This window comes from Limosilactobacillus rudii (genome assembly GCF_014145455.1).
Classification (GTDB): domain Bacteria; phylum Bacillota; class Bacilli; order Lactobacillales; family Lactobacillaceae; genus Limosilactobacillus; species Limosilactobacillus rudii.
Window position 1 is genome coordinate 225838 of sequence record NZ_JACIVB010000062.1, and the last position, 18532, is coordinate 244369.

At 41.3% G+C, this 18532-nt stretch carries 15 protein-coding genes; 12 read left to right on the top strand and 3 right to left on the bottom strand.

The annotated features are described in order from the left end of the window. Positions 1 to 255: 255 nt before the first annotated feature. On the top strand, positions 256 to 5325 hold the full coding sequence (locus tag H5S39_RS10455) for a mucin-binding protein (RefSeq protein WP_182595430.1): 5070 nt from the start codon (positions 256 to 258) through the stop codon (positions 5323 to 5325). Positions 5326 to 5516: 191 nt separating this feature from the next. Here H5S39_RS10455 and H5S39_RS10460 read toward each other — a convergent pair whose 3' ends face one another. Further along, positions 5517 to 6920, bottom strand: coding sequence for a C69 family dipeptidase (locus tag H5S39_RS10460; protein ID WP_182595429.1), 1404 nt, complete (start codon positions 6918 to 6920; stop codon positions 5517 to 5519). Positions 6921 to 7056: 136 nt separating this feature from the next. Between H5S39_RS10460 and H5S39_RS10465 the strand changes: the two genes are divergently transcribed. The 4 genes from H5S39_RS10465 (at position 7057) to H5S39_RS10480 (ending at position 11366) form a co-directional block, all read left to right on the top strand. Then, positions 7057 to 8886, top strand: a complete 1830-nt coding sequence (locus H5S39_RS10465; RefSeq protein WP_182595428.1) for a cation:proton antiporter domain-containing protein — start codon at positions 7057 to 7059, stop codon at positions 8884 to 8886. Positions 8887 to 8967: 81 nt separating this feature from the next. Beyond that, on the top strand, positions 8968 to 9153 hold the full coding sequence (gene thmT / locus H5S39_RS10470; protein WP_003663508.1) for a 2-hydroxymuconate tautomerase: 186 nt from the start codon (positions 8968 to 8970) through the stop codon (positions 9151 to 9153). Between the two features lie 135 nt (positions 9154 to 9288). After that, positions 9289 to 10797 carry a glycerol kinase GlpK gene (glpK, locus tag H5S39_RS10475; RefSeq protein WP_182595427.1) on the top strand — a complete coding sequence of 503 codons (1509 nt, stop codon included), beginning with the start codon at positions 9289 to 9291 and terminating at the stop codon, positions 10795 to 10797. A 68-nt stretch (positions 10798 to 10865) separates the two neighbouring features. Beyond that, on the top strand, positions 10866 to 11366 hold the full coding sequence (locus tag H5S39_RS10480) for a hypothetical protein (protein WP_182595426.1): 501 nt from the start codon (positions 10866 to 10868) through the stop codon (positions 11364 to 11366). A gap of 69 nt (positions 11367 to 11435) precedes the next feature. Here H5S39_RS10480 and H5S39_RS10485 read toward each other — a convergent pair whose 3' ends face one another. Both H5S39_RS10485 and H5S39_RS10490 read right to left on the bottom strand, forming a co-directional pair. Next, entirely contained in the window at positions 11436 to 11672 is a 237-nt protein-coding gene (locus H5S39_RS10485; RefSeq protein WP_182595425.1) for a hypothetical protein, read from the bottom strand. Between the two features lie 9 nt (positions 11673 to 11681). Next, entirely contained in the window at positions 11682 to 12260 is a 579-nt protein-coding gene (locus H5S39_RS10490) for an RNA polymerase subunit sigma-24 (protein WP_182595424.1), read from the bottom strand. 214 nt (positions 12261 to 12474) lie between these two features. Here H5S39_RS10490 and H5S39_RS10495 point away from each other — a divergent pair, with 214 nt between their 5' ends. The 7 genes from H5S39_RS10495 (at position 12475) to H5S39_RS10525 (ending at position 18447) form a co-directional block, all read left to right on the top strand. Continuing rightward, positions 12475 to 13203 (top strand): hypothetical protein, encoded by a 729-nt coding sequence (locus H5S39_RS10495; RefSeq protein ID WP_231832832.1) that lies wholly within the window; start codon positions 12475 to 12477, stop codon positions 13201 to 13203. A gap of 109 nt (positions 13204 to 13312) precedes the next feature. Then, a complete protein-coding gene (locus tag H5S39_RS10500; RefSeq protein WP_182595423.1) occupies positions 13313 to 13711 on the top strand; it encodes a winged helix-turn-helix transcriptional regulator in 399 nt (132 codons plus the stop codon). Between the two features lie 528 nt (positions 13712 to 14239). Continuing rightward, the gene (locus H5S39_RS10505) at positions 14240 to 15238 is read left to right on the top strand and encodes an LCP family protein (RefSeq protein WP_182595422.1); all 999 of its coding nucleotides are present in this window, start codon (positions 14240 to 14242) and stop codon (positions 15236 to 15238) included. 19 nt (positions 15239 to 15257) lie between these two features. After that, the gene (locus H5S39_RS10510; RefSeq protein WP_182595421.1) at positions 15258 to 16133 is read left to right on the top strand and encodes a YveK family protein; all 876 of its coding nucleotides are present in this window, start codon (positions 15258 to 15260) and stop codon (positions 16131 to 16133) included. 18 nt (positions 16134 to 16151) lie between these two features. Beyond that, positions 16152 to 16907, top strand: coding sequence for a CpsD/CapB family tyrosine-protein kinase (locus H5S39_RS10515; protein WP_182595420.1), 756 nt, complete (start codon positions 16152 to 16154; stop codon positions 16905 to 16907). A gap of 41 nt (positions 16908 to 16948) precedes the next feature. Continuing rightward, on the top strand, positions 16949 to 17611 hold the full coding sequence (locus H5S39_RS10520) for a sugar transferase (protein WP_182595419.1): 663 nt from the start codon (positions 16949 to 16951) through the stop codon (positions 17609 to 17611). Positions 17612 to 17616: 5 nt separating this feature from the next. Continuing rightward, a complete protein-coding gene (locus H5S39_RS10525; RefSeq protein WP_220477117.1) occupies positions 17617 to 18447 on the top strand; it encodes a glycosyltransferase in 831 nt (276 codons plus the stop codon). Positions 18448 to 18532 lie beyond the last annotated feature (85 nt).

Genomic DNA, 18532 nt, shown 5'->3' on the forward strand with positions numbered 1-18532 from the left:
TTTAAAAAGAGAGCTTACGATAGTGGTGTCGTGAGTTCTCTTTTTTAGATATAAAATTCATTTATCATCTTGTAATTATATTTAATTTGATTTATTATATTGCTGAATTGATGTATAAGCCACTTATATCAACTATCCATTAATAAGTGCCTACTATTAGGGTACGTTTAATGTCAAATTAGCCACAATTTATTAATGAGATGATTAGTCAACTTTGAGTGAAGTGACATCTCAGTAATGTGGGAGGAGTTTAAATTGACTTCAAAAAATAATCAAGTAGAGCGGTTAACCAAGAGTATGCCCTTAACGCAGCGCTTTGCATTACGTAAGTTGAGCGTTGGTGTTGCCTCGGTATTATTAGGTACCAGTATAATGATGGGACTTAATGGTAAGGTCGCTTCTGCTGATTCTAATACTGACATAAACCAATCAGTGCCAACGCAACAGCTGCCTGTCCCAACCTCAGCGGCAAGTCAGTCAGCAGCTTCGACTATTACGACTTTGACGGCAACTAATAATAATGCTGATGAACAAGTAAAGGCTACTGCACCAGTCGATCCATCAGCATATACCATCACGAATGTTAGCGCTAGTTCAGAGCCGGGAAATGGCACCGATCGGATTGGGCGAACTAACTTATCTTTTGATATGAATATTGACGTTGCTCATCACACAATCAATAAGGGTGACTACCTCAATGTTTCAATGGGAATTCCCTATAAGCTAACAGCCGATGATCAAGAGCATACTTTGGCTTATGGTGGTAGTGCAAGTGAGCCGATGGCAATCAACATTAATTACAACACCGTAACCGGGGAAAATCATTCCGCGGTGATTGGCTATATGCGTCCAGTGTCGACTAACACTCGTGCCTATGCGGTATCAGGGCATGAAAACCCAGTGGATAACGTTGAAAATGTAAAATGGCAATCAATGCAGAATAAAAATACATTGACGAGTGATGGTAATGGGGGCTCAAATGACAGTTATCAAATTGTCTTTAATGATGAGTTAGAAAATATTAAGCAGCAATATGGTGATGCCAATTTATCACTTGCCCGGATGCATTTTAATTTGACATGGCATAATATCACCGGCTTTAACCTTGATGAAGCGCCAATTGATACTCGCTATTTCCATCTTTATTCGGCTAACGCGACTACCCCCGTTGATTACACCCCGCAAAATGATATTTTGATTGGTAACCAGCGTTTTACTAGTGGACTAAAGGTTAAGGTAATGCCTAAGGCTGATTATCAAGATAACTTTAATCAAACAGTCATACCAGAAAGTTCTAGTCAATACGCTACCCATACTTGGTATTATGACCAGAACACTGGTAAGTGGGGAAAAGGTGATGAAGCACTTCGCTACCCCGATCATGCCGAAGCGGTTGCACTAGCAAGTAAAACAAAAGACGGTACCCAATTAGGAAATAAATTTACAATTACGGTAACCAAGCCAGCTGATAATGAATACGTTGATTATCAATTTGCCAGTGATGCCGATGTGAAGGCTGATCTTGAAAAAAGTATGGTTGCTAACTACCGCAACTATGACCTTGACCCGGTTAATGGGGTAAAAGACACATATGTCACACGAGAACTGGTGACAACTCCTGTTCCTGATATTAACGTCACTAGTACTGATAGTAATAATGGTTTAACTCGGACTTATACGGTCACGGTTGCTAATAATTATGCTGGTTTTAGAAAAGATAAAGGAATTGCTTTAATTAACTGGCGGCCAAAGAATCCGACCGACGTGTTGCCACCTGAAAATATTAATAGTCCAGTAGAAGACAAGATGATTAATGACGGCTGGTATGAAGGGGTAATGCTTCAAAACAGTGCTTTGCAAAACTTCCTAGCACAACACTCGTGGTCATTAAAAGTTACCAATGATAATGGACAAGACCTTTATAATGCTAATGCTGGTTATTACTTACAACCATATACTTACCGTGATGATACTGTTTCTAATAGTGGAATTCTTAATGGCACAGTTAATAATGTTGAAAATAGTGAGGTTAAGGAAACTATTCACTATCTCTTTAAGGATACTGGTAAAGAAGCGGCCCCAACTTATACTAAAAAGCTCGGGTTTGCACGAATTAATCAAAACGGGACCTGGCAAGACTGGACGCCGGCTAGTGATACATTTGAACAAGTAACGGTCCCAGTTGTTCCGGGCTATCATGCAGTTGATAATGCCGGCACTGCGGTGAAGGCAGTGGCAGCGGTTGAAGTGGACCATAACTCAAGCGATATTGATACGACCATTTATTACGTCGCTGACCCACAACTATTAACTTATACGGTAATTGATAATGATACTAACCAGATATTAGAAGATAAGGTGCCACTAGTAAAGGGTAATAGTAATGAAAAAATTCCCGCTCAGACGGCAACTGCCTACCAGCAAATTATTAAGGGCTACCTTGATCAAGGATATTATCTGGTTAAGGCCGACCAATTACCTGCGACATTTGATTCTGATGATGATTTTGACCAAAACGTCACTATTTATGTGGCAAAGAAGAATCAATTAAAGAAGGAAAGTCGTCAGGTTACCCGGACGATTACTTATTATGACCGCGACACTGGTAAGCAAATTGCAATTAAGGGTGTCGACCCAGTTAAGCAGACCGTTACATTTGCACGAAATGCGGTAACTAGTGGGGTTGATGGCAAGGTTCTGGGTTACAATCTTGATGGTAAGCAGGATCAAAATGGTAATTACCTCCTCGAATTGTCTACTGCTAATGGTGACCGTGCTTGGCAACAAACCGCTGGTAAATGGGGATCAGCGGTTAACCCACTATTAATCAAGTACGGCTATGGCCTGGCTGAAGATACACAAGGGCAAGCTTATCCACAAGTAGCAGTAGGCCAGCCAACTTATGATTCTAGCGATGAAGAAGTTAAAGTATTCTATCCTGAAAAAGTAGTTGTATCACCAGAAAATAGTACGATTATCCGAACCATTAAATATGTTTATGGCAATGGCCCACAAAAGGGTAAAGAAGCAGCACCAAGTGTTAAGCAAACGGTGACGTTTAAACGTGATAAGCGGACTAACCAGGTGACGAATGATGTTTCTTATAGTGAGTGGACAACAAGTAATGATAGCTTTGCAGCAGTAAAATCTCCTGCAATTGAATATTACACGCCTAGCCAAACCCAGGTAGCGGCAGTGAAGGTCGATCCAGCTGATCAAGATTCGACGGTTACCGTTATTTACAAGACGGCACCTAATGCAGTTACGTATACGGTAATTGATGACACAACTGACAAGACCCTAATTGACCACCAGTCATTAGTCGACGGTTTTGCCGGTGAACAGGTGCCTGCAAGTGCTAGTGATGACTACCAAGCCGTTGTAAAGCATTACCAGAATCTTGGTTATACCATTGTTAGTCAAGATAAACTGCCGGGATTATTTACCCACCAAGATCAGAACGTAATTATTCATTTACTAATGAAGAATGCATTACGGACTGATCAGCAATTGACGACTCGCACGATTACTTATTATGACCGTGATACGGGAAAGCAAATCATGATTGATGGCATCACTGATCCGGTAATTCAACAAGCCAAGTTTGTTCGCCATGGTGTTGTGGTTGGCCCTGAGCAAAAATTGGTAGGATACAACCTTGATGGCAAGCGCGACCACAATGGCAATTATCTTGTTGAAGTTGCTGTGAAGAATGCTGATCAGGCATGGATTATGGCTGGTAATGGCTGGGTTGCCTCACCAAATCCTGATTTAGATTACTATGGATATGGTCCGGCAGAAAATGAAGCAGGTAAAGCCTATCCGGTTGTTGGAGCGGTAGAACCAACCGCTGCCACACCAAACGAGAGTGTGAAAGTGTACTACCGAGCACGTCATGAAACCGGAACGGAGCAATCAACTGCGGAACGGATTATCCATTATATCTATGCTAATGGGCCACGCCACGGCCAACGAGCAGCCGGGGATGTGCGGCAGCGTGTTACGTTTGAACGTCCAGTGATGACTAACGAAGTGACTAAGCAAAAGACATATGGTGATTGGCAGGCAGTTTCATCAATTACAGCTAATGATAATCAAACAATTAAGAATGATGTAAATAGTCAATTTGCGGCGGTAACCTCACCAAGTATTTCCGACTATACCGCGGATCAACTAGTAGTAAATAGTATTGCTGCTGTTCATAATCAAAAGCCAATTGAAGTAACGGTTAATTATACGACTGAACCACATCGGCTTACGTATTCTGTAATTGATGATGTGACTGGTTTAACGCTGATTAATCATTATTACCTGGCAGAAGGATTTACTGATGAACAATTGTCTGTAAAGACAGGTCATGAATACAATAGTGTTCCAGCACATTATGAGCAGTTAGGCTATGAGCTGGTTAGTCAGGACACGCTACCGACTGCTTTTGCCAGTCATGATCAAGATCTTGTTATTCATTTGACCCATGGCATAAAGCAAGTAACTGATGAACACGCGGTAAATGAAGAAGTTAAGTATCAGTTTGTCGATGGCGGAACGGCGGCCCCGACATATGAAGCGGCGCCAATTAAGTTCACACGGAATGGGGAAATCGATCAAGTTACCGGTAAAACCGAATGGCAGAATTGGCAACCAGCCGGTGCGGAATTTAAGGCGGTTGTCTCGCCTAGTGTTGCTGGATATCGTCCGTCAGTTGCGCAGATTGACGAGCAACTGGTAAACGAAGGCAGTGCTGATCTGCACTTCATTGTCATGTACTCAAAGAACTCGGTAGTACCGCATTCTACACCGGAGGAACCAACGCAGCCAGTTACGCCGGCAACGCCACAGCCGACGGTACCAACATCAAGTAGTTCAGCCACAAGTAATACTCCTGCTGAGCCGAGTCAGGTGCCAAGCTCGGAGACACCGGCTTCATCAGCGAGTGTTCCAGAATCGTCAGCTAGACCAAGTTCGGACGGTCCAGCGGATTCTAATCAGCTGGCAGAACCAGCTAGTTCGGCAGTTCCGGTTTTCTCAGCGAGCGTGTCAAATTCTTCTGAAGAATCTGCTTCAAGTGTGCCAGCTGCATCGACGGCGAATGTTCAAGAAGAACCTGTCGTAGCACATCCGGCAAGTGAAGAAAAGATTGTACCGGTTACTGTTCATGCTGCAACAGCTGAACCAGTAGAGAATAGCGCGGCACAACCTGCCCAGCAAACAAACCAAAAGTTACCACAAACAGGAAATCAACACCGTAGTTTGTGGCAGGTGATTGTTGGTGCTTTCCTTGGTCTATTCGGAATAGTCCTTGGTAGAAAGAGAAAAGTAAAATAGTTTTTAAAAAGTATTTTCTCGGCTTCTTATAGAGAGAACATGAAAAAAGTGTCTTCCAATTATTGGCGAAAAGGCTAATAAGCGGGGGACGCTTTTTCTATGGGGTAAATTTACAAACACTAATAATAAAAGACATGATTCCGATAAAATACCGAAATCATGCCTTAGTAGCTTAGTAATTTAACTTTTATTTAGAGATTTTCATCAGTATTGAAGTTCAGTTCACAGTAATCTGTCATCTTTGTAATCAATTCTAGACTCAGCTTCTTATATGCATTTAGGGTATCTGTCGCGTATCCATCGCTTTGTCGGGTAAGGAACGTATCACGGGCAGCCCCCTTCAAGCTCGGTAACCTACGATCAGTTTCGGCAATCATCTTAATCGCCGCAGTATTTCGTTCTTTTTGGACGTCCCGCAATAATGGCAGGAAATCGTGCAAGTGACTATCTACTAATACGCTCGCATGCTTAAAGATCCAGTAGGCAGAGTTGAGTTGTGCCGGGAGTTTACCACGCTTATATGGTGCGGGCGTGTCAGTAATCCCGTTAAAGAATGGTACATAGGTACTTTCAGCTGCCACTCCCATTGCTAACCAATGAATATTAGCTCCTGGGCGATTCAACTGTAATATATGTGATTCCTGGGTCTTGGCTAGACTAATTGGCCGGTACTTATGGGCGTTTTTGCCGTGACCAAGGGGATCAAATTCAGTTCCTTCAAAGTGGTTACTGAGATACTGTTGCGCATCAAAAATCGATAGTTTGTGGTCTGGCTTCATGATGAAGGGCAGGTCGGTTGATTCTGGCGTCTCATTAGCTGCCTGCAGAGGGCTAAACATTTGGTGACCTGCCCACACGCGGGGCTCTGAGTAAATAGCATCGGAACGGTCAGCGGTCCCAAAAATCTTTCGGAAATTAAAGGTCGTTGGATCAGGATTTAAATGGTGTTTTTCAACAAACTCCTGAATACCAGGGTGGAACATGAAATTATTGGTATCGGTAAAATCGATTTCTTGAATTGCTAATTGGTTTGCAACTACCGCATAGCAATCATCGGGAATCCGTTGGGCCACCCAGTAATGGCCAGCGCCGGTTTCAAAATACCACGCTTCATCATTATCCGCGAATAAGACCCCATTAGTTTCGCCAGTTCCATATTTAGCAATTAAATTTCCTAACCGTTGGACTCCTTCTCGGGCAGTCTTGACATAAGGTAAGACAACAGTAATCATTGCTTCTTCGTTCAGGCCGTTTTCAACTAAGGGATCATAGCCCAGAACGAGCGCATTGGAGTAGGCACTTTCAGTCGCACTCATGGCAACATCATATTCGTTAATTCCGTCCTCTTCGAATAGGCCGTCCTTGTCAGTCCATTCCGGTGTTGCGGTATAGCGCGCACTTTCTGCTGGCAAGTCAAGTTCCAAACGGGTATCCTTAGAGACGAAGCGAGTCGGCATCTCACCATGTTGGTGGACAACCATGTGCTTCGGCCAGGCAGCCTTAGCATCTTCATTACGGCCAATCATGATTGTGCCGTCAATGCTAGCTTTCTTCCCAATTAAGATACTTGTACATGCAGTTAATTTATTCCCCATAAATAACTTTCTCCTTTTATGTATTGGTTCAATTGTACCGCGAACAAAGTAGTAAGTCGATTTAGTCAGAATATTTTAATTTTATGTTTAGAAGTATATAATATTGCTGTATAAATTTAGGAGAGGAGCAGATAATATGCAACAATTATCGATGCTAATTGTCATGTTAGCAGCACTAATTATTCCTATTATTATGGCACGGTTTAAAGTCTCATCGATTCCGACCGCCGTTGCCGAAATCCTTACCGGTATTATTCTCGGTAAAAGTTGTTTAAATGTAGTTAATCCTAATTGGACGCTAAACCTATTATCGTCCATGGGGGTGATTATGCTGATGTTTTTGTCGGGGATGGAGATTAATTTCGACCTCTTTCGCAAGACACCCGGCAAGAAACGATCCCCTAATTCACCGGTAATCATGGCATCACAGGCATTTGGCCTGGTAATTGTGACTTCATTTGTAATTGCTATTATTATTAGCCAGTTACATTTATTTAATGATATTTTATTAGCGACCATTCTTTTCTCGACGATTGCCCTTGGTGTAGTAATTGCAACTTTAAAAGAAAAGGATATTTTGCAAAAGCCAGTCGGGCAAACGATCTTACTGACGGCTGTCTTAGGTGAAGTTGTCCCGATGTTAGCGTTGACCTTTTACGCGTCGATTAATGGGAACAATGCTGGTCGTTTATGGCTGATTGTCTTTCTATTCCTAGCGGCAATCTTTCTGCTCCACCGCTTTAAGCAACCCTTTATTTGGTTTAATAAGGTTTCAAAGGCGACGACCCAACTTGATATTCGGTTGGCCTTTTTCCTTATTTTTACCCTGGTAACGATTGCCGAAACAGTCGGGGCGGAAAATATTCTAGGGGCCTTTTTAGCAGGGATGGTCATGAAACTCCTTGAACCAAGTGAATCCACGGAGGATCGGTTAAACTCGATTGGTTATGGCTTCTTGATTCCCTTCTTCTTCATTATGACTGGGGACCGGCTCGACTTGAAAAACCTCTTTGCTAACCGGCAGGCCCTAGCTTTAATTCCAATTTTAGTTATTGGTTTTATCCTTGCTAAGCTTCCGACGATGATAATCTTCAGACGGCGCTTTAAGCCACGGAATTCTTTTGCCGGGAGTTTCCTGGTGGTAACAACGATTACGCTGGTCTTACCAACCTTACAAGTTGCCCGAAATTTACATGCCATTACTACCGCACAGTCGGATGCTTTTACCTTAGCGGCGATCATTGTTTGTATTATTGCACCAGTTGTCTTTAATTCCGTCTTTAAGCTTGAAAAGGCTGATATGATTAAGCAAAAGGTTAACTTTATCGGTACCAATACCTTAACAGTGCCTATCTCGCAGCAGTTATATAAAAACTGGTATGAAGTCCGGATGGTAACTGATAATGAAAATAACTACAAGACGTATAATAGTGAGGTTAAGGACCTAACCTACCTACCTAACCTGACAGCAGAAACGCTTGAAGAGGGGCACTATTTCGATTGCGATATTATGGTGGTTGGTTTCTTAAATGATCACAAATCAGCACGGTTAGCGCAAATTGCGAAGGAACACGGGGTCAAACGGGTAATTGCCAGTCAAAATAATCCGCGGCTTGACCCGAAGGATGTGACAGCCTTACGTGATAAAGGGGTAGAAATCTTCAATAGTTATAATGTGCAGAGCAGTGTCTTGCGGGCGCTCATTGAATCGCCATTAATTTTACGGATGTTGACCGATACAGAGGCGGGCTTATACGAAGCAACCGTCCTCAATTCGCGTTATACTGGACGTGAACTCCACACCTTACCATTTATTAACCATATTACAGTTAGTCGAATTTTCCGGAAGCGGAAGCCAATTGACCCGCATGGTGATACGATTATTGAATATGGCGACCACATTCTCTTTACGGGGGATCGCAAAGCCGCTCAACAAGTTCGGGAAGATTTGCGGCGACCAAATTAATTAAAGAATTTGACCAATGTAATTGCCGTAAAAGCGCTCTTATGGTAAGATTTTAAATGAATTTATAAGGAGGCACGGATTATGCCATTAGTTCATATTGACTTAATTGAAGGCCGGACCGATGAGCAGTTAAAGGCTCTCGTAAAGGATGTTACAGCAGCAATTTCAAAGGATGCCAATGTTCCTGCCGAACGGGTGCATATCGTGTTGAATGAGATGCGCAAAGACCGCTATAGTGTAGCTGGTAAGATGGTCAGCGACAAGTAACAACAAGAGAGTCATCGGGGAGGGCAGTAAGCGTCTTTTCACGATGGCTTTTTTATATCATTAAAATCCATCAAGTTTCTTCCTATTAATATAGGTAGAGACTACTCGCAATTAACAGCGAAAGGATGAAATAAATTGAACGAACAACAATATATTATGGCGATTGACCAAGGAACGACAAGCTCACGGGCCATTATCTTTGATCATCAGGGAACCAAGGTGGCAATCAGTCAGCAAGAATTTCCTCAATACTTTCCTAAACCCGGGTGGGTCGAACATGATCCGCTGGAGATTTGGGATAGTGTTCAGTCAGTAATCTCTAATGTAATGATCAAGTCTCAGATTAAGCCCTATAAAATTGCGGCAATCGGGATTACTAACCAACGGGAGACGACCGTAATCTGGGACCGTCATACAGGCAAGCCGATTTATAACGCAATTGTTTGGCAATCAAAGCAGACTAGTGATATTGCTGAACAATTGATTAAGGACGGTTATAAAGAGATGATTCATCAAAAGACCGGCCTCGTGATTGACTCTTACTTTGCCGCTACTAAGATCAAGTGGATCCTCGACCATGTGCCGGGTGCGCGTAAAAAAGCTAAAAATGGCGATTTGATGTTTGGGACGATTGATACCTGGCTATTATGGAACCTATCGAGTCACCGTGTCCATGCGACCGATGTAACCAATGCCAGCCGGACAATGCTGTTTAACATCAACACGCTTGAATGGGACCAGGATATCTTGGACTTACTCGATATTCCGCGGTCAATGTTGCCTGAGGTTAAGCCGAGTTCGGCAATTTATGGTTACACTGGTGATTACCACTTTTACGGGGTGCAGATTCCGATTGCGGGGATTGCTGGTGACCAGCAGGCAGCACTTTTCGGGCAAGCAGCCTATGATAAAGGGTCAATCAAAAATACATATGGGACGGGGGCCTTTATTGTAATGAACACGGGTCGCAAGCCAACCCTATCAAATAATGGCCTGCTGACGACGATTGCCTATGGTCTTAATGGCCAGATTCATTATGCCTTAGAAGGTAGTATTTTTGTTGCTGGCTCAGCTGTTCAATGGCTCCGGGATGGCCTTAAAATGTTTGATAAGGCGAGCGAATCTGAACAAATGGCGGTCGATGCACAAACGACCGGCGGAGTTTACGTGGTACCGGCCTTTACCGGCTTGGGTGCCCCTTACTGGGATCAAGAGGTCCGGGGAGCAATGTTTGGCCTCACCCGTGGTACTAATCGTGGACATATCATCCGTGCTACTCTGGAGGCGATTGCTTACCAGACCAAGGACGTGGTTGATACAATGATTAAGGATACTAACTTACCGTTACAAGCATTGACCGTTAATGGCGGGGCTTCACGGAATAATTTTATGATGCAGTTCCAAGCAGACATTTTACAAACACCGATTAAGCGTGCGGCCATGGAAGAGACGACTGCCTTGGGTGCGGCTTTCCTTGCCGGATTAGCCGTTGACTTTTGGGATGACCAGGCAGAACTGCGGAAGCTTTCGCGGATTGGCGACAAATTTGAACCGCAAATGGACAGCAAAGAAGCTGACAAACTCTATCAGGGGTGGCAGCAGGCAATCTCAGCAGCCCAGTTTTATGGCCGACAAAAGAAGTAATAGATATTTGCTTCTCTACCCCTAGTTATTCACCATTTAACAAACTAATATAAAAAGGAAAATGCAAAATGGAAAGTAAGACGCCAGTTCAAATGACTGATGATTTAGCACAATTTATTAAGGAAAGTCGCGAAGATGTCGCTTTTCCTCATGAGTCACTATACGTTGATTTGTTAGAACAGTGGAAAGTCCTGAGCAACTATCAGCTTGAATATGCTGATGAACAAAGTAAGAAACTTTACCAAGCTTATTGGTCATCAATGACGAGGTGGTATGAAGTCTTTGATAATGAGCGCGAGGACCTGCTGGAGCCAGCGGCCATGCCTAGTCTTGACCTTGCAAACTTCTATGCGGGCTTAATTACTGACCTCAGTAGCCATGTTTTGAGCTTGCTACCACAGTATCCGCATGATGCAGTTATTAAATTAACTGATTTTCGGGTATTATTAGGTAATGAAGTCCGTAAGTTTACCAAGCTCGACCTCGAATTACAGGGGCCAATTGATTTTGCGATGATTATGGATTACTGGAAATTTATGGGGGATGCCCTCGATAAAGAATTAGCATAAATAAAAATAAGGGACTGGTGAAAACATACATTGTTTTCACCAGTCCCTTATTGTTTCCTAGCAGCGCCCTTACTTAAGCCAATCTTGCAAGTAAGCAACGAGCATTTTAGCATCGTCCTTAGTTAAAGCAAAAGTATTATCATGACTGATATTATCAAAATCAATATTTGACACCAGCATTTGCAGTTCAGTGTCATTAGCGTTCTGATAAATACTAAGCTCATTGACACACTCATCATCGCGATCTTCACCATCATATTTAATATGCAGCCAGTTAGCCTGGCGGTCAATCTCATGTTTTTCCACATTTTCACCTCAAAACTCTCCCTTCATTTTAGCACGAAGCTGGTGGGCACGGGTAATGACCCCGCGGCGCCAATAGGAAACAGCTGCCCGGGTAACGGCGTATTCTTTAGCAATCTGACAGTCGCTAAGATGGTAATTGAGTTTTGCGACCAAATAGCGTTGCTGGTTAATAGTACTATGCTGGTAGAGATAGCCAAGGAAGTCACTATTTTCGAGGTGGGTAAAGGGGTTAGCTGCCTGGGGATCTGCTAATATGCCCTCATAGTCATTATCTGTTTCTTCGTTATCGAGGGAGTAGGTGAAGAGTAGACTTTCGAGTTGCTGACGTCGCAAGGAATCAAGTAAGCGCCAGCGGATTCGTTGATAGGCAAAACACATTAGGTCACGTTCATTTTTGACGTGGCCGTCATTATTGCTAAGGTAGTCGGCATAAGCCTGGGCAAAGATAATCGATGCTTCCTGGACAAAATCATCGTAATCATCACGGCGCGGCGAAATTCCAAGACTCTTTAATACCCCGTGGACAATAGTGATCCGCTTATCAGTCATCAGGAAAGATAAGCCTGCTGAAATTTTTTTATAATCCATAATTTGAGAACATCCTTTAGAAATATTCTCAAGAGCTCTTGAGTACCATTAATTTATCGTAGAGAGAATATCTTAGCGAACGATAAAATAGTCGAAAAGTCGCGTAAAAAGACGTTGACAGGAGTGAAATAAGCCAGTATCTTATAATTCATGTTAAAAGTCAATCGTTTTACGGGCGGTACTGACTAATTTAAAATTTGTATTATGTGGAGGAGTGTTGATCTTGAGAAGAAAGATTGATATGACGGATGTAGCGAACTTGCGGATTGATGGCGTAACGGATAATTTTCAGGTGCGGTGGGATAATACGCTAATAGTTACCGCTTATGATCAGGAACAGACCTTTATTTTGACGGTTGACGGGGAACAGCTCATTTTGCGACGGCGATTACGGGACGTCTTAGCTCGTTTTGCCCGTGAAAATTCGATCCATAGTCACGAAATGCACGCCCTTTATAAACTGGTTGGCTGCCGGACCCGGGGATATGTTGCTGGTCATTACCGGTTAGTACCGACGTGTGGGCGAACGAATGATCAAGTTATTTACTACATGGTTCATTGCTTAGATAATGCAGCTGAGTTAGTAGATGATAAGAGAGTCGAGATGCTTTTAAAGGGTAAGAACGAGACTTATCATGTTCAGGTCGACACGAGTTACCGGACATTTCGGCGAATTGTTGAAGCGGCCGATCAAGTTGCAAAAATTCAATTACAAATCTACGAGTATTGCCGTTACCAGTACGGAAAAGTGAATTCACGAAATGTTCAGGAGCGACCATATGAGAGTGATTATTGTGTTATTCAGGCACATCAACGACGAAGTGAAGAAGTATTGCTAGCAACGATTTTATACATTGTAAATGCAGCTTACGAAGAAACCTTTGGTGAAGAGATCAGTCCTGAATTTGCGGAACGGATTAAACGGGTGATAAATAGCTTCTGAGGTAATTTTAAGTAAAAATGCACAATAATTAAACATTAGTCCATTAGCTTGTTATAATAGTAATCGAAAGGAAGAGATGTAGCTTTAAGTAATGGAATGGAGCGTTATTATGACTGAAAAGAAAGATCTGTGTGGTGTAGGCTACACATTAGATGTTTTAGAGGATAAGTGGCAACCGCGGATCATCTATTGGCTTGGTTTTCGGCCGTTTAGCATTGATGAATTACAGCAGCTGCTGCCGGATTTAACAGCTGTCGCACTTAATGACGAACTAGCTTCCTTGCAGAACTTAAGGATTGTCAACCCTGTCAAAAATAATGAAGGCAAGTATTCATTGACGGAGGATGGCAATGACCTCCGTAATATGGTAGTGACGATGGGCGTCTGGGGTCGTCAGCAAATGGATGATTCCGCAGATAAAGCTTCAGCCCAGATTGTCGAACCAGAAGCAAATGCAAGTATGGCCGAGTTGATTAAGTACAATGAAAAGCTTGGCAAGTACTTGTAACGGGGGATTAGCAGCTTGTCGTAGTTATTGTATTGAGAGAGAACTATGACATTGTAAAGAGGCCAGAAATGCCCTTTAACAAAGTAAGAATGCAACAGGCGCAGTAGCTGGCTGGCAGTTCAAACGCTGATAAATCAGCATTTGACCCACCCCAATAGGCTAGCTGCGCGTCGTAGCCATCCTTGCGGAGGTTCGAAGACAAACACCCAAAATCAGCTTGTCAGCCGATTTTGGGTGTTTTTTCTCACTCTCTTTAACGTTTGTTACAACTAATGTCGAAATTGTAATTAAAATGAAACAAAATAGCGGGGAGAGGGTAAAAGGCTAGTACTAATCGTTGGTGAGAGTTGATAAATCAGCACTTTTCTTAATTAAAGAATTTATCTTTCGACAAGAATGTGAAAAAGTTATGAAATTTATTCTTGACTAAGAAGATTACATTCTTAATAATATATTAAGTAATTATCAAATTATCTAGTTAGACAGTGTAAAGATTTAGTGCTAACTACTATATGGGAGAATTTATTTATGTCAGACGAAAATAATCAACCCTTCAATAATGATGAAGATATTCACCAACATGAGCATCACCATCACCACCACCGACATCATCGGCGACACCGGGGATGGAAGATCTTTTGGTCCGTTATTGGTGTACTGGTATTGATTGCCCTCTTCTTTGCGGGGATGGCATGGCATAATTTGAAGTCTACGACTGATGATATGTATAGCAATGCCGGAGCTAATAAGTCCCGGGATGCCCAAAAGGTGCTTGACCAGAAGAAGCCGGTCTCAATCCTCTTATTAGGGACAGATACTGGTGCCCTTGGTCGGGATTATAAGGGACGGACAGATACAATTATGGTAATGACCTTGAATCCAAAGACAAAGACGACGACCATCGTTAGTCTTCCCCGGGATATGAAGGTTAACTTGCCAGACTACCCCCAGTATTCACCAGCAAAGATTAATGCTGCTTATACTTACGGGGGGGTAAAGGAAAGTATCAATACGATCCAAGAACACTTCAACATTCCGATTGATTACTATGTATTAGTTAACATGGGCGGTCTTGAAAAAGCAATTAACCAAGTTGGCGGGGTTGATGTCAAGTCACCATTGACCTTTGATTATGAAGGTTATAGCTTTGAAAAAGGTGAAACCTACCATATGAATGGAAAAAAAGCATTGGCTTTTAGCCGGATGCGACACGAAGACCCGAATGGTGATTACGGTCGGCAGTTACGTCAACGGTTAGTAATTATGGCCTTATTAAAGAAGTCCGTATCATATAAGACGGTTCTTAACAAATCATTCTTACGATCAGTTTCCGATAGTTCCCAGACAGACTTAACCTTTAATGATATGGTTAAGTTAGCACAAGGTTATCGTGATACAAATGAACATATTGTCCAAGACCATGCTCAGGGGCGGAGTCAAAATGAAGGTGGTCAAGCCTTTGAAGTTGTGCCAACTAGTGAGCAACAACGAATTACTGACGTGTTACAAAATAGCTTAAAAAACTAAATATTGAGGAGTAGAAGTCGTGAATAGTTCACAACAAACAGCAAATAATACGATTGACTTGCATCGCTTAATGATGCTTTGTCGCAAACATATTAAGATGCTTATCGTCTGGACCCTATTAGCCGGGATTTTAGGTTTTGTCGTTGCCCAATTTGTGGTGGTACCTAAATATACCGCCACTACAGAAATTCTGGTTAACCAGAAGCATACTAATGATAATAATGGGCAAGCTTATAATAACCAACAAGCAGATATCCAAATGATCAATACTTATAAGGATATTATTACTAACCAGGTTATTCTGGGAAAGGCAAGTAAACAGCTAAAGAATCCGGTTAAGGTAATCAAACCGGCTCAAAAGGCTGAATATCGGCGGAATGCCGATGGTACTCGTCGTTTGATTAAAGAAGCCCAACCAGCCGTGATTGAACGGGGTGGTAAGAGCTATGATATGTCGACGGCAGAATTAAAGAAGGCTATCAATGTTGCTACCCAGCAAAATTCTCAGGTCTTTTCATTAGAGGTAAAGACTGATAGTCCGGAAAAGTCAGCTGCCGTTGCCAATACGGTAGCCAATGTCTTCAAAGGACAAATCAAGAAGATTATGAGTGTTAATAACGTGACAATCGTTTCCCGGGCAAGTACTCCTGACTCGCCGTCATTTCCGAACAAGAAGTTATTTGCGTTAGCGGGCGCAGTTCTTGGATTAATTCTAAGTTTCTTGTACATCGTGCTTGGTGACTTAATGGATACCAGTATCCATGATGATGATTACTTGACGAATGAATTAGGGTTAACCAATCTTGGGCAAGTCAACCACATTAACATGAGCAATAACTTTAAAGTTAATCAGCAAGAAAATCGGCGCCGTGAATCTGGCAGTCGCCGGGTATAAGGGAGGAGAGTAATAGATATGTCATTATTTCATCGAACACAAAAACAATCGACTGATACAATGGATAATGGAGCCAAGTTGATTACTGTTGCTCACCCCAAGAGCCCGATTTCGGAACAGTTCCGAACGATTCGGACGAATATTAACTTCATGGCAATTGATAAGCCAATTAAGACGTTAGCGTTAACTTCAGCAAATGTTTCTGAAGGTAAGTCAACGGTTACTGATAATGTTGCAGTAGTGTGGGCACAAACTGGTCAAAGGGTATTACTGATTGATTCTGATTTACGGCGACCAACATTACATGCGACATTCAGTAAGAGTAATCAGCGGGGGTTAACCACAATTTTAACTAGTGGGAATAATTCCGTTGACTTGCGGGAGATTATCCAATCAAGTGGGGTTGAGAATTTAGATATCTTAACTTCTGGACCAATTCCACCAAACCCAGCGGAATTATTAAATTCTCAACGAATGCGGACATTACTAGACACTGTTAAGTCGATTTATGACATGGTAATTGTCGATGTACCGCCAATGCTAGAGGTTACCGATACGCAAATTTTGTCACGGCATCTTGATGCAGTAGTTTTAGTAGTAAAGCAAGAACAGACACAAAAGTTAGCTGTTAAACGAACAGTTGAGTTATTAAAGCTGGCACATGCTAATTTACTGGGATACGTGATGAATGATGTCAACGCTGACGGTGATGCAGCGTATGGTTATGGTTACGGCTACGGCTATGGCTATGGTTACAGAGAAAATACAGAATAGTAAATGTTAGAAGATAAATGGGGGGGGAAAAATTAGTCGTTATGGATGAAAAATTAAAAGTCAGAGAACATCATCAAAATATGAATTATCCACAAATAAAACAATTTAGTTGGTATCGCGATTTTTATAAAAGGGGATTCGACATTTTTTTTAGTGGAATAGGAATAGTTATGTTGGCTATTCCAATGATGGTTATTGCTTTGATTATAAAAATTAACTCTCCTCAAGAACCAATTTTATTTAGGCAAAAGAGGATCGGTAAAAATGATAAAGTATTTACTATTCTAAAGTTTCGGTCAATGAGTCAAGATGCTCCTCATGAGATGGCAACTCAAAATTTTGAAAATCCAGAAAAATTTATCACCCCTGTAGGAAAAGTTTTACGTAAAGCTAGTTTAGATGAATTGCCTCAACTTTTTAATGTATTTAAGGGGGATATGAGTATTATAGGTCCTCGTCCTCTAATCTCTAAAGAAAAAAAAGTTTTAGAATTACGTGATGAATATGGAGCTAACAAAATCTTACCGGGAATAACAGGTCTAGCGCAAGTCCATGGTCGTGATGAAATAACAGATGAGAATAAAGCTGCTTATGATGGTAAATATGCGTTAAATATGAGTTTATTATTAGATCTTTCTATTCTTTTTAAAACTGTATTAGATGTTGTACGGAGTAAAGGAGTACATGAAGGCAGAAGTAAGTGAAATATATGGATAATAAATTTTCGGTATTAATGACTGTATATAAAATGGAAAAGCCAGAGTATTTAAACCAGTCTTTAAGTAGTATAGAAGAGCAAACATTACTTCCCCAAGAGATTGTACTCGTAGAGGATGGTCCTCTTACAGATGAACTTGAAAGGGTTATAGAAATTCATAAAAGACAATTTAAAAATAAATTTAAGATAATTAAAAGTAATGTGAATCGTGGGAGGGGACTTGCGTCACGTTTGGGTTTGAAATATATCTCAACTGATTGGGTCGCAAGGGTAGACTCCGATGATATATGTTATAAGAACCGTTTCAAGCTTCAATTAGAAGCTCTTGAAAAGAACCATAATATAAAAATGATAGGTGGACAAATTACAGAATTCCAAGATATGCCTCAAAATATAACAGGTAAAAGAGAAGTTCCACTTAGTTTTAAGGAAATAGAAAAATTTGCTAGATATCGAAGTCCAATTAATAATCCAACTTTAATGTTTAATAAAAAAGCATTGGATTTAATTGGAGGATACCCTATGCTCAATGTGTTGGAAGATTATGACCTTTGCATAAGATTTTTAGTTAACAATTTAGAGATAATTAATTTACCATACAATCTGGTAAATATGCGTGTAAATAAGCAAATGTATAAAAGAAGAGGGGGAGTAAAATATCTTTGTCAATATATTTTGATGAAATGGAAATGGTATAAAATGGGTATTGGTAATATCAAGTCTCTTGTTTTATCTGATGTATTAATGACAGGAAATATTATTTTACCTGTTAATATTAGAAGGTTAGTATATTCACTTTTTCTTAGAAAAAGACAAAAATAATAGTATTATTTAGTAGATTTTTAATAAATTTTTGAATTAGCATCAAAATATTTAATTTGTATATTAAGTTAGGTGTATCTATAAA